The sequence below is a fragment of the Arthrobacter agilis genome, assembly GCF_002953615.1.
Lineage (GTDB): Bacteria > Actinomycetota > Actinomycetes > Actinomycetales > Micrococcaceae > Arthrobacter_D > Arthrobacter_D agilis_B.
Genome location: NZ_CP024915.1, coordinates 522383 through 536331, shown reverse-complemented (window position 1 = coordinate 536331; position 13949 = coordinate 522383). Strand labels below are relative to the sequence as shown.

The window sequence follows — 13949 nt, the reverse complement described above, 5'->3', positions numbered from 1 at the left end:
CCCGTCCCGCCTGGCCCGTCGTCCCGCCTCGCTCGCCGGTCCGCCTAGCCCGCCGTCACCCGGCCGTCCGCCACCTGCCAGCGCTCGTCCAGCCGGACGTTCTCCAGCAACCTGCGGTCGTGCGTCACGAGCAGGAGCGCGCCGGTGTAGGACTCGAGGGCGTCCTCGAGCTGCTCGATCGCGGGGAGGTCGAGGTGGTTGGTCGGCTCGTCGAGGACCAGCAGGTTCACGCCGCGTGCCTGCAGCAGGGCCAGCCCGGCCCTGGTGCGCTCGCCGGGGGAGAGGGACCCGACGACGGCGCGCACCTGATCGGCCTTGAGGCCGAATTTCGCGAGGAGGGTCCGCACCTCGGCCTGGGACAGCTCCGGCACCAGTGCCTCGAAGGCGGCGCCGAGGGGAAGGGCCTCGTCCAGCTGTCCGCGCGCCTGGTCGATCTCGCCGACGGCCACGCTCGATCCGAGGGTGGCCACCCCTCCGTCGGGCTGCTGGTGGCCCAGCAGGAGCCGCAGGAGCGTGGACTTCCCCGCGCCGTTGGGGCCCGTGATACCGATGCGCTCGCCGGCGTTGACCTGCAGCGAGACGGGACCGAGCGTGAATCCGCCCTGCGTGGCGGATGCGTTGTTCAGCGTCGCCACCACGGAGCTCGACCGCGGCGCGGCGCCGATGGTGAACTGCAGCTGCCACTCCTTGCGCGGCTCCTCGACCTCGTCCAGCCGAGCGATGCGCGACTCCATCTGGCGGACCTTCTGGGCCTGCTTCTCGGACGACTCCATGCTGGCCCTGCGGCGGATCTTGTCGTTGTCCGGGCTCTTCTTCATCGCGTTGCGGACGCCCTGGGAGCTCCATTCCCGCTGCGTCCGCGCCCGCCCCACGAGGTCCTGCTTCTTCTCCGCGTACTCCTCGTACGCTTCGCGCGCATGGCGCCGCGCGACGGCCCGCTCCTCAAGGAAGGCGTCGTAGCCGCCGTCGTACACCGCCACCCTGTTCTGCGCGAGGTCCAGCTCGACGACGGTGGTGACGCAGCGGGCGAGGAACTCGCGGTCGTGGGACACGAGGACGACGCCGCCGCGCAGGTTCTGGATGAAGGATTCGAGGCGCTCGAGGCCGGCGAGGTCGAGGTCGTTGGTGGGTTCGTCGAGCAGCACGACGTCGAAGCGGCTCAGCAGCAGCGCGGCCAGGGCGACGCGGGCGAGTTGCCCACCGGAGAGGGCGGTGGTCGCCGTGGCCGGGTCGATGCCGCCGGCGACGTCGGCGAGGACGGACGGCATACGGTCCTCGAGGTCCACGGAGCCGGAGGCCATCCAGTGGTCCAGCGCGGCCGCGTAGGCGTCGTCGGCGCCCTTCAGCCCGCTGCCGAGCGCGGCAGCGGCGTCCTCCATGGCGAGGGTCGCCGCCGTCGTGCCGGTGCGGCGGCCGATGTACGCTGCGACCGTCTCACCGTCCAGGCGCTCGTGCTCCTGCGGCAGCCAGCCGACGAACGCGTCGGGTGGGGTGGTGCGCACGGTGCCCGCGAAGGGCGCGTCCGCGCCGGCGAGCAGGCGCAGGAGCGTGGTCTTGCCGGCACCGTTCGCCCCGACCACCCCGACGACGTCCCCGGGGGCGACGGTGAGGTCGAGCTTCGAGAAGAGGGTGCGGTGGGCGTGGCCCCCGGACAGGTCCTTCGCCACGAGGGTTGCAGTCATTCCTCCAGTCTAGGAGGGGCCGGAGCGCCGCGGGTCAGGCGGCCACGTGCCAGATGCTGTATTCGTCGAGGTGGAGGATGGCACGATGCCCGGCCATGTCGTCGCGGATCCACACGACGCCCAGGCCCGGCGCGGTGTCCTCGACGCACCCGCGGTAGTGCACCTCGTTCTTCCGCCGGGCCTCGACGACCGTTCCGGTGCTGAGCGCGCCGAGGTCGAGGACGCGGGCGGTGCTGGGGGTGGCGATGGCGGTCATGGGTGCTCCTCGGTGGTTCAGGGTGCGGCCCGCTGAGACTGGCGGGCGACTTCCTCCATGATTCGGGAGCGGTGTTGCAGGGATATTTCCGGAAGATTATCTTTCGGCGAGCAGGGCCGCTGGAACACCGGACATCGGGTTCCGGGAGTGCGCAGCCCGCTGATTGTTGCTTAGGCTACTCGGATGGCTCATCCCACACCGCCGGACGCGGCGTACCTGCAATCCATCGACGAGCGGACGCGGAGGCTCCTCGCCGATGCGGTGCCGGTCCCATCCGCGTTCCACGGCGCGCCGTCCGCACTGGCCGACGACGTCGAGCGGGGCGCGGAGGCCGTCGCGGAGCGCCTCCGGCACGTGGTGCAGCAGTTGCATGCCCATCCGGAGACCGCGTTCCAGGAGCACCACAGTGCGATGCTGCTGCACCAGGAACTCACGCGGCACGGTATCGACGCCCGCCTCGGGGTGCACGGGGTGGAGACGTCGGTACGCGCGGAGGTGGGCGATGCGGACGCGGGCCCGACCATCGCGGTCCTCGCCGAATACGACGCCCTGCCCGGGATCGGCCATGCCTGCGGCCACAACGTCATCGCGGCCGCGGGCCTCGGCGCGTTCCTGGCCCTGGCCTCGGTGGCCGACCGGCTGCCCGGCCGCGTCGTGTTCCTCGGGACCCCCGCCGAGGAGGGGCATTCGGGCAAGGAGGTGCTGGCCCGCAACGGGGCGTTCGACGGCGTCGACGCCGCGATCATGGTGCACCCCTACGGCTACGACCTCGCCGACCAGGTGTGGCTCGGGCGGAGGCTGCTCACGATCACGTTCACGGGGGTCGAGGCGCACGCGTCCGCCCAGCCGTTCATGGGCCGGAACGCGCTCGACGCCGCCAGCCTCGCCTACCAGGGCATCGGCCTGCTCCGGCAGCAGCTGCCGCCGTCGGATCGCGTGCACACGAACGTCACCGAGGGTGGGAAGAGCCCCAACATCATCCCGGGCCGTGCCGTGCTGAAGCTCTATGCCCGCTCGCAGCAGCCGGCGACCCTGAAGGACCTGAGCAGGCGGCTCGAGGACGTCGCCCGCGGCGCTGCCCTGATGACGGGGACGGGCGTGGACCTGCAGTGGGACGAGCATCCGCCGTCCCTGCCCATCCGCACCAACAACGCGCTCACGGGCCGCTGGGTGGCCGCGCAGCAGCGCCGGGGACGCTCCCCGCTTCCGCTCGGCGTCGTCTCCGAGGCGCTCGCTGCATCCACCGACTTCGGGAACGTGAGTTACCGCATCCCGGGGATCCATCCCCTCATCCGCATCGCCGAGCCGGCCACGGCGCTGCACACGCGGGGGTTCGCGGAGGCGGCCAGGAGCGCCGAGGCGGAGCAGGGGGCGCTCGACGGCGCCGTCGGGCTGGCGCTCACCGCGCTGGACTACCTCGTCGACGCCTCCCTGCGCACCGCCGTGCACGAGGAGTTCGAGGACCAGGGCGGCGCGATCGACGTGCCCTCCTACTTCGACTGACCCGCCCTGCCCGCCGGGTGCCGGACCCGCCGGCCCCCGGACGATCCGCAGCATCCGCAGCACCCGCAGCACCCGCAGCACCGACCGCCAAGGAGAACGCATGTCGACCACTGCAGCACCCAGCCCGGGACTGACGGACCGGTTCCTCACGGGCGTGGAGAGGGTGGGCAACAAGCTGCCCGACCCGTTCATGCTCTTCCTGATCCTCTTCGGCATCACGGCCGTGGTCACCACCGGCATGGCGCTCGGCAACGTCACCGTGCAGGTGCCGGGCGCCGAGGAGGCGACGGTCATCAAGGGTCTCTTCACGGGCGAGGGCATGACCTGGCTCACGGAGAACCTCGGTGCCAACTACCTCGGCTTCCCGCCGCTGGCCACGGTGCTGCCGATCCTGCTCGCCGTCGGCGTGGCCGAGAAGTCCGGCCTGCTGGGTGCCCTGATCCGCAAGGTGTTCGGCTCGGCACCCCGCTGGGCCCTGCCGTACGCGGTGGGCTTCGTCGGCGTGGTCGGTTCCGTCATGTCCGACTCCGCCTTCGTCATCATCCCGCCGCTCGCGGCCCTCGTCTTCAAGGCCGCGGGGCGGCACCCGGTGGCCGGGCTGCTCGGCGGCTTCGCGGCGGCGGGCGCGGGATACTCCACGAACCTGCTCGTCACGAGCCTCGACGCCCTGTTCGCCGGCATCACGACGGCGGTCACGGAGAGCCTGCCCAACGCCGGCGCTCCCGTCACGCCGCTCTCGAACTACTACTTCAACATCGCGTCCTCGCTCGTGCTGATCGTCATCGCCGGGTTCATCATCGACAAGGTGCTCGAACCCCGGCTCGCCCGGCAGGCGGTCCCCGTCGACGAGGTGGTGGAGGACGGCGAGCACGCCGCGGCACCCGTGGTCCTGAAGGCCGAACTGGAGCCGCAGGAGGCGCGCGGCCTGCGGTGGTCGATGATCGTGGGCGTCGTCGTGGCGCTGGCGATCGTGGTGGCCGTGCTCCTGCCGAACTCGCCCTGGCGGAACGAGACGGGCGGGTTCCTGCCGCGCTCGCCGCTGCTGAGCTCGATCGTCTTCATCGTCTTCCTGCTCTTCACCATTCCGGGACTCGTGTACGGGCGGGTCGTCGGCACCATCACCACGGGGCGCGACGTCCCCCGTGTCATGGGCGAGGCGATCAAGGACATGGCCGGCTTCCTGGTCCTCGCGTTCATCCTCGGCCAGTTCATCGCGCTGTTCAACTGGTCCGGTATCGGCTCCTGGATCGCTGTCGCGGGTGCCGGAGCGCTGGAGGGAATCGGGCTGACCGGGTACCCGGCGGTCCTCGCGTTCATCCTGCTCGCGTCCGTGCTGAACCTGTTCATCATCTCGGGGTCCTCGATGTGGACGCTCATGGCATCGGTCTTCGTCCCCCTGTTCGCGCTGCTCGGGTACGAGCCGGCCTTCATCCAGGGGACGTTCCGGGTGGGGGACTCGGCCACGCAGGTCATCACCCCGCTGAACCCCTACATGATCGTGCTGCTGACCATGCTGAGGAAGTACGAACCGGAAGCGGGCCTGGGCACCCTGATGGCCCGGATGCTGCCCTTCGTGGTGCCGTTCTGGCTGGCGTGGGTGGCCATCCTGACGGTGTTCTTCTACCTCGACCTGCCGCTCGGGCCGGGCAACGACATCTTCATCGAGGACTGACGCCCGCTGCCCGGTCCCGCGGGAGGACGCCTGTGCGCGGAGCACGGAATAGGTGTCCGACGGGTCCGGTTATGACGATGAACGCCAGCCGTCCCACTCCCGATCGGAAGGACCTCCGTGACAACGGTCTACGCCCTGCACGAGAACCCTGAATGGTTCCCGCCCTTCGCCCGCGCCTTCGAGGCCGAGGGGGTCGAGGTGGTCGAATGGCTGCTCACCGACGGGGTGCTGGATCTCGACTCGGTCCCTCCTGAGGGGATCTTCTGGTCCCGCATCAGCGCGTCGGCGCACACCCGGGATCACGGCCTGTCCAAGGACTACGCGCGCTCCGTGCTGTCATGGCTGGAGGCGCACGGCCGCCGGACGGTCAATGGGCGCCGGGTCCTCGAGCTCGAGATGAGCAAGGTGGACCAGCTGACCGCCCTGAGGGCCGCTGGGATCGATACGCCGCGCACCGTGGCCGCCGTCGGCCGCGAGCGCATCGTCGAGGCGGCACAGGGCTTCGACGCACCGTTCATCGTGAAGCACAACCAGGGCGGGAAGGGCCTCGGGGTGCGCAAGTTCGAGTCCCATGACGAGCTCGCCGCCTACGTGGCGTCGGAGGAGTTCGAGGAGCCGGCGGACGGCATCACCCTGGTGCAGGAATTCATCCAGGCAGCGGAGCCCTTCATCACGCGCGCCGAGATCGTCGGGGGGCGCTTCGTCTATGCGATCAAGGCCGACACCGCACGCGGCGGGTTCCAGCTCTGCCCTGCGGACGCCTGTGCGATCGACCCGGAGACCGGCAAGCCCATCATGCCGCCCGGCGCGACGATCGCCCCTGAGCCGGACCAGCAGCTCTTCAGCCTCCGCGAGGACTTCGACCACCCCGTCATCGCGCAGTTCGAGGAGTTCGCACGGCGCAACCACCTCGAGGTCTGCGGTATCGAGTTCATCGAGACCGCGGACGGGCGGGTCCTGACGTACGACGTCAACACGAACACCAACTACAACGCGGCGGTCGAGGCGGTGGCGCCGACGTCGGCTCCCCGGGAACTCGTCCGGTATCTCGCGACCCTCGGCTGAGGGCCCGGCCGGTCCGCAGGAGTTCACCCACGGGTCGGCCGGAGTCCGTCTCCTGATCATGTCCGCTTCCTAGCCTCGGAACCGTCCCCGAACCCTGCAGGAAGCTGACGACCCATGACCATCGGACGTACCATCGCCGTGCTGCTCGCCGCGCCACTCGCCCTCACCGCCGCCGTGCCGGCGTCGGCCGCCTCCACACGCGACGACGTCGTGCTCGGGACGCCGCAGGCCGCCGCCCACGCGCACAACGACTACGAGCACGACCGCCCGCTCCACGACGCGCTCGAGCACGGCTTCACGAGCGTCGAGGCCGACGTCCACCTCGTGGACGGGGAACTCCTCGTGGCGCATGACGCCGAGGACGTGACGCCGGGCGTGACCCTCGAGAGCCTGTACCTCGATCCGCTCGACGAGCTCGTCCGCGGCAGGGCCGGCAGCGTCTACCCGGGATGGGACGGTGAGTTCCAGCTCCTCGTGGACATCAAGGGCGACGCCGAGGCGACGTGGGCCGCCATCGAGTCGGACCTCGAGGAACACCGCGGCATGCTGACGCGCTTCAGCAACGGGAAGGTCAAGCAGGGTGCGGTCAGCGTGGTCATCAGTGGGAACCGGCCGCTGGCCACCATGGCGGCCGACCGGCAGCGACTGAGCTTCTACGACGGCCGTGCCGCCGATCTCGGTTCCGCCCTGCCGTCGAGCCTCATGCCGCTGATCAGCAACAACTGGACGCAGCTCTTCGATTGGCAGGGGGTCGGTGAGATGCCGGCGACCGAGCGGGCCGAGCTCCGGGCCTATGTCGCCACGGCGCACGCCCAGGGCGCGCGGGTCCGCTTCTGGGCCACGCCGGACCTCCCCGGCCCCGCCCGGGAGGCCGTCTGGGCAGAGCTCGCCGCGGCGGGAGTGGATCACATCAACACGGACGACCTGCCGGCACTTCAGGCCTTCCTCGCCGCGCGGGGCTGATGCCGCGGATCCGGGCCCGGGCGCGGACCGGGACCGGCACGACGACGGCGCCCCCGCGAGGCTGCGGAGGCGCCGTCGTCGTGCATCTGCTCGTTCGAGCTAGGGCGTGACGGGGATGGTCCCGGCGTAGTCGGTGCTGTACCCCGTGACCGGAGCGTGCGGGATCTCCTCCCACACCTCCGGGTCGGTCTGCTGGACCTCGCCGTTGGCGAGGCCGGTGAGCAGGGTCCGCATGGCCAGGATGTTCTGCTGGATGCTCTTGCCGCGCGCCTTCTGGCCCAGCGAGCCGTCACTGGTGTTGCCCGACGTCTCGAAGAACACCACGGGGTTGGAGTGGCCCTCCGGATTGAGGCCCTGGTAGTTCAGCCCGAGCATCATCGCCGAGACGACGCCGCCCTTGATGTCGATCTCCAGGCTGTTGCCCACCTGGTAGCGGTCCATCGTGATGAAACCGGTGTCCTCGAGTTCCTCGTAGACGTAGCCGTGCATCTGCCGCGTCAGGATGTCGTAGGCGCCGCCCTCGATCGTCGGCAGGGTGGGACCGCCCGGGGCGAGCGAGATGCCGAGGGACAGCGTGACGTCGTCGCCCGTGCCGTACTGCTGCTTCAGCCCCTGGTGGTGGATGTCGATGCCGTAGTCCGGATCCACTAGGGTCCAGTACTCGTAGAAGGCGAGCGATTCGCGTGCCTGGAACTTGCCGGCCACCCAGTCGCGGTTCAGGTCCACGATGAGGTCCCGCCCGTTCGCGTCCGTGCGGGGTGCGTCCGCCGCGGTGTCCCACAGGACCGTCTGCCGGATGTTGAGCTCGCTGCCGTCGGGGTTGTACATGGGGATGAAGTGGATGGTGAAGGCGTCCCTGATCGCCTTGTACTCCGGCGACCCGTTGGTGCCCAGGTCCTTGAGGAGACTGAGGATCGCCTCGGCGCCGTAGGGCTCGTTGCCGTGGATGCGGCCCTGTACCCAGACGTCCTTCGGACCCGCGCCCACGGTCGCCACGTACAGGTTCCGGCCCTGTTCGCTGGTGTCGACGGCGGTCCCGGCCTCGGCCAGGGTGAAGACGTCCACCCCGTAGCGCGACGTCGCCTCGATCTTCTCGAGCTCCTTCACGGTGTCGGCGTACGTGAGGATGCTGGCGGTGTTCGTCGTGCCCCCCGGGGAGGGGAAATTGCCTTCCGCCCGGGCTGGTCCCGCGGCGAGCAGCGGCAGGGCGATGAGCGCCGCCATGCCGAGTGCGAGGGCCCGGTTCTTCGCCCTGCCGGGCGTACCGGACGCGGTGGTGTTGCTCGGAATCACGAATGTCCTCCATTGGCGCGTAGGTGATGGTCCGGCCCTGGGGCCGGACACCGCGTCCCCCTACGGTTGGCAGTCCCCAATGGCTGGTGCGCTTCACGCTACAGCGGATGGGCGCCGATGCACAGGGTGCTGTCCGTGCTCGAATCCGCCCGTTCCCCTGCGGTAGGTTGCTCGTACCGGCCCGGCCGTCCCGCAGGGCCGCCGTCGATCTCCCGGAGGGCTGCTGGAATGTCACGTTTCACGAAGGACGGCAAGGTCAAGCCGGAGACGCTGCCGAGCACGCTGCAGCGCTCCGACGAGAAGGCCCAGGACACGTTCGCGGCCACGCTGGACGCGGCCGAGGAGCAGTACGGCGACGGCGAGCGCGCGCGCCGTACCGCCTTCGCCTCCCTGAAGCACGGCTTCGAGAAGGTGGGGGACCACTGGGAGCCGAAGGAGGAGAAGGGCCCGTCGGACGACCAGGCGGCCGGAGGGCGGGCGGAAGCGCGGCCGACGGCCGGGGGCGTCGACGCCAACTCCTCCAAGCAGCACCTCTACGACCTCGCGAAGAAGCTCGACGTGCCCGGGCGTTCGACGATGTCCAAGGCGGATCTCGTCGAGGCGCTGCAGAAGGCGAACGACCGGGCGACGCGCAAGGCGCGCGAGCGGTAGCTATTACGCAACGAAAGCATTTCGTAATCCAGATCGGCTTAGGTTAGCCTTACTTCTACCCCGTTCCACGGCCTCCTCCGAGGCCACAGAAGTCAAGGACCCCCATGGCCCCCTCACGCTTGCGCGGCCTCGTCGCCGCCGTCGCCGTCGCCGCCCTCTCGCTCTCCGCCTGTTCCACCGGCCCTGCCGACAGTGGGGCCGCTGCCACCGGTGGCAGCAGTGCCTCCGCGGGCGCGGATGCCTTCCCCGTCACGATCGAGCACGCCTTCGGCGAGACCACCCTCACCGAGAAGCCCGAGCGCGTCGCGACCGTGTCGTGGGTGAACGCGGACGTGTCCCTCGCCCTCGGCGTCGTGCCCGTCGGCATGCCCGCCGACACCTACGGCGGCAACGAGAACCAGTCCACGCCGTGGAAGGACGCGAAGCTCGAGGAGCTCGGCGCCGCGATCGGGACGGAGAGCGCGCCCGCACAGTACACGGAGACGGACGGCATCGCGTTCGACGACATCGCCGCCACGGCCCCGGATGTCATCCTCGCCGCGTACTCCGGCCTGTCGCAGGAGGACTACGACACCCTGAGCAAGATCGCGCCGGTCGTCGCCTACCCCGAGGTCGCGTACGGCACCGCCTGGCAGGACTCGACGCGGATCATCGGCGAGGCGCTCGGCCTGTCCGACGACGCCGAGCAGCTCGTGGCGGAGACGGAGCAGGCCATCGCCGAGGCGGCCGCCGAGTACCCCCAGCTCGAGGGCAAGACGTTCATCTACGGCAACCTCGAGCCGGGCAGCGCGGAGGGTGTCAGCGTCTACACCGCCAACGACAACCGCCCGCGCTTCCTGACCGAGCTCGGCATGGTGCAGGCCGACGTCGTCACGGAGAACACGAAGGGTTCGGAGGAGTTCTTCATCCCGTGGTCCGCCGAGCGTGCCAACGAGCTCGACTCCGACGTCTTCGTCACCTGGGTCCCCGACGAGGCCACCGAGGAGGCCATCGCGAGCGATCCCCTGCTCAGCCAGATCCCTGCCGTCGAGAGCGGTGCGCTCGTCGCCGACAGTGACAACACCCTGACGCTCTCCATCTCGGCGGCCAACCCCCTCAGCCTGGTCTGGGCGCTCGACCGCTTCGTGCCGATGCTCGGCGAGGCTGCCGACAAGGCCTGACGGGGACCGCCGATTGCCCTTCCGCGGCATCTCGGCTGGAATGGGAGTACTCGCGTCCGATGAAGGGAACCTCGATGGCTCAGGCGGAAATCAACAAGCTCCAGGCGGCAACGGCCTGGGACAGCAAGGGCAAGAAGCTCGGCGACGTCAACGACGTACACCTCGAGAAGGAGTCCGGCGTCCCGGCCTGGGTCACGGTCTCCTTCGGGTTGCTGAACGCACGCAAGCACTTCGTGCCCCTCGCGAACTCACGTTTCGAGGGGGACGCCCTCCACCTCGCCTGGTCGAAGAGCGAGATCGCCGATGCGCCGGGGTCGGCGAACACCGCGGAGCTCTCGCCCGCGGAGGAGTCGGCGCTGATCGACTACTACCGGCTGCGCGACGGCGCCGAGGCACCCTAGGCCGCCGAGCAGGAAGCCCCCGTCCGCTCCGGCGGACGGGGGCTTCGTGCTTCACGCAGGACTCTAGAAGAGGTCGATGATCCCCACGATGTAGCCGACGAAGTACAGCAGTGCCAGGAGCACGACGATCCCGATGACGGTGACCCAGATCGCCTGACGGCCCTTCGAGGGCTTCTCCTCGTCCGCGTGGCCCTGCTGCTGCCAGGCCGTGCTGGATTCTGCCGGCGGCGTCTCACCCGGCGGCACACCGCCGCCGGGCTCCAGGCCGGTGATGTGGTTCTCGAGGGGGTCGGGATTGCCTGCGTTCGAGGGATCCGGGCGTTCACTCATGCTGTCCTCCACATGGTTGGCTGGGTGATTCCGTCTCACCCTACCCCGCATATCATCAGCAGGCTTAGCAACCGGGGGGGCTGGACACGGGTACGGAGTTACTGGCCGACCCCGGCCGAGCTGCCGCCGGTCGGATCGAATCGCTGGCCGGAGGCGCTGTGCGGGGTCTCCGCGTCGTCGTCCGCATCGCCGTCGGCCGGCGGCAGGGCGATCGCGGCCGGCGCCACGGCGCCCTGCTCACGCGGCGTCCAGGACATCGTGATGGTCACACCGTCCACCGTGTCCTCGACGAAGAGGTGGAGGTCCTCACCGATCAGCGCTTCGTGGTGTACCGGGTCGCCTGCCTCCCGTGCCATGTCCGTGAGTCGGCAGATGGCGACCGCCATGGCTCGCCCCCAGTCGTGCGGATGCTTGCTCGTCGACTCCTCCGTAGCGGTGAATTTCCTGTCGGTCGTCGCCATCGCCATACCTCCCGTTGGTGAGGAACGAAGTACCCTTGCCTTTCGGGTGACAGACACTTTAGCAGTGCGTCATATGGGGCGGCGCATGGTATTCGGTTAACAATGAGCAAAGATCCGTCCCGACCTCAGGCCGCCGAAGAACGCAGTGCGAGGATCGCGGTCACGCTGTTCCCGCTCCTCATCCTCGCCGGCGGACTCGTGGCCGTCCTGACGCCCGCGACCTTCACCGGCCTCGGTCCGCTGATCAATCCCCTGCTCGGCGTCATCATGTTCGGCATGGGCCTGACCCTCACGCCGGTCGACTTCGCGCTCGTCGCGAAGCGGCCCATCCCGGTGGTGATCGGTGTGGTCGCCCAGTACGTGATCATGCCGCTCCTCGGCTGGGGCGTCTCGATGGCGCTCGGCCTCCCGCCCGCCCTCGCGGCCGGCGTCATCCTCGTGGGCTGCTGTCCCGGCGGGACGGCGTCGAACGTGGTGTCCTACCTCGCGCGCGGCGACGTGGCCCTGTCCGTCGCGATGACCTCGGTGTCGACCATCCTGGCGCCCGTGCTGACTCCGTTGCTGACCCTGTGGCTCGCGGGCCGGTACATGCCGGTGGACGCGGCGGCCATCGGCCTGTCGATCCTCCAGATCGTGCTGATCCCGGTCGTCGCGGGCCTCGTCGTCCGCTACTTCCTGCCCCGTCTCGTCGAGCGGCTGCTCCCCGCCCTCCCATGGATCTCCGTGGGGGCGATCACCGTCGTCGTGATCGCCGTCGTCTCCGGAAGCGCCGGGATCATCTTCTCCGCCGGGCTGCTGGTGTTCGCCGCCGTCATCCTGCACAACGGCCTCGGGTACGCCCTGGGCTACGGCGCGGCGCGCGCCTTCCGGCTGCCGACCCCCGCCAGACGCACCACGGCGATCGAGGTGGGAATGCAGAATTCGGGGCTCGCCGCCGGACTCGCCCGGACCTACCTGACCCCGGAGGCCGCACTGCCCGGTGCGATCTTCTCGGTGTGGCACAACGTGTCCGGGGCGGCCATGGCGGCCTACTGGCGCCGCCGTGACGCGCGCGCGGACTCGCCGGTAGGCGCTGCGCACCGCTGAGCAGGGACGGCCTCGGGCGGGTCAGCTGCCGACGCCGCCGACGCGCAGCAGCCGCCACTCACCGTGCCGGTCGTCGAGGCCGATCACGAAATCGAGGACGGGGGAGGCGGGACCCGTCTGGGCCTGGAACCGCCAGGACCGCGGGGCCGGCCCGTCGGCTCCGGATATCGGGAAGGCGGCCATGGAGCGCTCGGTGGACGACGCGCGCCACGGGGTGGACTCACCGACCACCTGCCAGATGCTGCCGCGCCACCTCAGTGCAAGGGGCGTGCCGGTGGGCGTGAAGCGCACCGATGCGGGCTCATCGAGCGGGCGGGGTGTTCCGTCGCCCGTTCCGACCGTCTGTGCCGTCATCCCTGATCCTCCGGTTCTCGTGCTGATTGGCTCAACAATAGGACATGTGTTCGATTTCCGGGAGTCCGCCGTTCCGAAGGGGCGGAAGACGCGACCCGGGAAAATTCTGGGGGTGGGAGGGGCTACAGTCGCACCACCACGGTCCAGCAGAGGGCCGCGACCCGACCATCATCGGATCCTCATGACCGACATCTCGATCCTGTCCGGTATCACCGGTGCTTCCGCCGGTGAGCCCCGCTCGGCAGATCCGGAACCGGCACCCCTTCTCGCACTCCTTCCTGAGCCCTTCGACGACGCGCCTCCCACGAAGCGGGAGCGCGAAGCACTGTCGATGGCATCCGTGCTGGACGGCGGCGACCTGACGGTCGTCCCGCTCGCCGAACTGCGCGTCCTGGCGAACGCGATGTTCCGCTCGCTGGACACCGATGCCCCGCCACGGTGGGCATCGGAGCGTTACGGTGCGGTGGTGGACGAGATCGAGCGGCGTATGGGCAGGATCGCCGCTCAGCGCGGTGCCTCGGTCCGGAGGGTCTTCAGGGACTCGCCCGTGGGCTCCCGCTTCGAGCTCTACTTCGACGGCTACCTCGCCGCGTACCTGAGGTACTCGATCCGCGCGGGCCGGCTCACCCTGCGTGCCGTCGTCGAGAACGCGGGCTTCGAGGGACGGGGACTGGATCGAGTGCTGATGCGCGGAGCGATGCTCGACGCCCATCGACGGCGCATCGACGTGATCCCGGGTTGCGCTCCGGCGCGGGAGTTCCTGGAGCGGAATCCGCAGTACCTGGCGCTGGCGCGCGGCCCACGTCGGCGGGACGACCCCCGGCGCTGATTGCAGGGGCTGGCGGCAGGAATGGTGCGGCCGTCACCTGTGTTGTCTCCAGCGAGGCCCGATGGTGCGCCGCCCTTCCGATCGACGCACAGGAGCACCCGCATGCCGCTCAGCACTTCCATGACCACCACCCGCATCGCCGACACCAGCGTCCCGATCACCAGCGAGCTGGCCGGGCGCTGGAGCCCACGGTCCTTCGATCCGGAGGCGACGATCACGGAGCCCCAGCTGGACGCCCTGCTG

15 protein-coding genes are annotated in these 13949 nt (G+C 70.0%); 9 read left to right on the top strand and 6 right to left on the bottom strand.

From position 1 onward, the window contains the following. Nucleotides 1-44 precede the first annotated feature (44 nt). Together CVO76_RS02620 and CVO76_RS02615 are read right to left on the bottom strand one after the other, a co-directional pair. Entirely contained in the window at nucleotides 45-1682 is a 1638-nt protein-coding gene (locus CVO76_RS02620) for an ABC-F family ATP-binding cassette domain-containing protein (protein ID WP_208740572.1), read from the bottom strand. Nucleotides 1683-1716: 34 nt separating this feature from the next. Next, nucleotides 1717-1938 carry a hypothetical protein gene (locus CVO76_RS02615; RefSeq protein WP_133081364.1) on the bottom strand — a complete coding sequence of 74 codons (222 nt, stop codon included), beginning with the start codon at nucleotides 1936-1938 and terminating at the stop codon, nucleotides 1717-1719. A 183-nt stretch (nucleotides 1939-2121) separates the two neighbouring features. On the opposite strand from CVO76_RS02615, the gene CVO76_RS02610 reads away from it, so the two are divergent. The 4 genes from CVO76_RS02610 (at nucleotide 2122) to CVO76_RS02595 (ending at nucleotide 7141) form a co-directional block, all read left to right on the top strand. Beyond that, nucleotides 2122-3441, top strand: coding sequence for an amidohydrolase (locus CVO76_RS02610; RefSeq protein ID WP_208740571.1), 1320 nt, complete (start codon nucleotides 2122-2124; stop codon nucleotides 3439-3441). 100 nt (nucleotides 3442-3541) lie between these two features. After that, the gene (locus CVO76_RS02605; protein WP_208740570.1) at nucleotides 3542-5113 is read left to right on the top strand and encodes an AbgT family transporter; all 1572 of its coding nucleotides are present in this window, start codon (nucleotides 3542-3544) and stop codon (nucleotides 5111-5113) included. A 117-nt stretch (nucleotides 5114-5230) separates the two neighbouring features. Continuing rightward, nucleotides 5231-6178: an ATP-grasp domain-containing protein gene (locus CVO76_RS02600; RefSeq protein ID WP_133081361.1), complete on the top strand. Its 948-nt coding sequence runs from the start codon at nucleotides 5231-5233 to the stop codon at nucleotides 6176-6178. Between the two features lie 114 nt (nucleotides 6179-6292). Further along, complete coding sequence (locus tag CVO76_RS02595) at nucleotides 6293-7141, top strand: phosphatidylinositol-specific phospholipase C/glycerophosphodiester phosphodiesterase family protein (RefSeq protein ID WP_133081360.1); 849 nt, start codon at nucleotides 6293-6295, stop codon at nucleotides 7139-7141. Nucleotides 7142-7240: 99 nt separating this feature from the next. Here the strand turns inward: CVO76_RS02595 and CVO76_RS02590 are convergent, their stop codons facing one another. Beyond that, entirely contained in the window at nucleotides 7241-8434 is a 1194-nt protein-coding gene (locus CVO76_RS02590; protein ID WP_347876221.1) for a M14 family zinc carboxypeptidase, read from the bottom strand. Nucleotides 8435-8662: 228 nt separating this feature from the next. On the opposite strand from CVO76_RS02590, the gene CVO76_RS02585 reads away from it, so the two are divergent. From CVO76_RS02585 to CVO76_RS02575, 3 genes are all read left to right on the top strand, one after another. Continuing rightward, nucleotides 8663-9085, top strand: a complete 423-nt coding sequence (locus CVO76_RS02585) for a ChaB family protein (RefSeq protein ID WP_133081359.1) — start codon at nucleotides 8663-8665, stop codon at nucleotides 9083-9085. A 104-nt stretch (nucleotides 9086-9189) separates the two neighbouring features. Continuing rightward, on the top strand, nucleotides 9190-10245 hold the full coding sequence (locus CVO76_RS02580; RefSeq protein ID WP_208740569.1) for an ABC transporter substrate-binding protein: 1056 nt from the start codon (nucleotides 9190-9192) through the stop codon (nucleotides 10243-10245). Nucleotides 10246-10319: 74 nt separating this feature from the next. Beyond that, on the top strand, nucleotides 10320-10646 hold the full coding sequence (locus tag CVO76_RS02575; protein ID WP_208740568.1) for a PRC-barrel domain-containing protein: 327 nt from the start codon (nucleotides 10320-10322) through the stop codon (nucleotides 10644-10646). A 63-nt stretch (nucleotides 10647-10709) separates the two neighbouring features. Here CVO76_RS02575 and CVO76_RS02570 read toward each other — a convergent pair whose 3' ends face one another. Together CVO76_RS02570 and CVO76_RS02565 are read right to left on the bottom strand one after the other, a co-directional pair. Beyond that, nucleotides 10710-10976: a DUF6480 family protein gene (locus CVO76_RS02570; protein ID WP_133081356.1), complete on the bottom strand. Its 267-nt coding sequence runs from the start codon at nucleotides 10974-10976 to the stop codon at nucleotides 10710-10712. Nucleotides 10977-11074: 98 nt separating this feature from the next. Further along, nucleotides 11075-11437, bottom strand: a complete 363-nt coding sequence (locus tag CVO76_RS02565; RefSeq protein ID WP_208740567.1) for a hypothetical protein — start codon at nucleotides 11435-11437, stop codon at nucleotides 11075-11077. Between the two features lie 102 nt (nucleotides 11438-11539). Between CVO76_RS02565 and CVO76_RS02560 the strand changes: the two genes are divergently transcribed. After that, entirely contained in the window at nucleotides 11540-12523 is a 984-nt protein-coding gene (locus CVO76_RS02560) for a bile acid:sodium symporter family protein (protein ID WP_208740566.1), read from the top strand. A gap of 21 nt (nucleotides 12524-12544) precedes the next feature. On the opposite strand, the gene CVO76_RS02555 is transcribed toward CVO76_RS02560, so the two are convergent. Next, on the bottom strand, nucleotides 12545-12877 hold the full coding sequence (locus CVO76_RS02555) for a hypothetical protein (protein WP_208740565.1): 333 nt from the start codon (nucleotides 12875-12877) through the stop codon (nucleotides 12545-12547). Nucleotides 12878-13058: 181 nt separating this feature from the next. Between CVO76_RS02555 and CVO76_RS02550 the strand changes: the two genes are divergently transcribed. After that, on the top strand, nucleotides 13059-13706 hold the full coding sequence (locus CVO76_RS02550) for a GNAT family N-acetyltransferase (RefSeq protein ID WP_208740564.1): 648 nt from the start codon (nucleotides 13059-13061) through the stop codon (nucleotides 13704-13706). Nucleotides 13707-13949 lie beyond the last annotated feature (243 nt).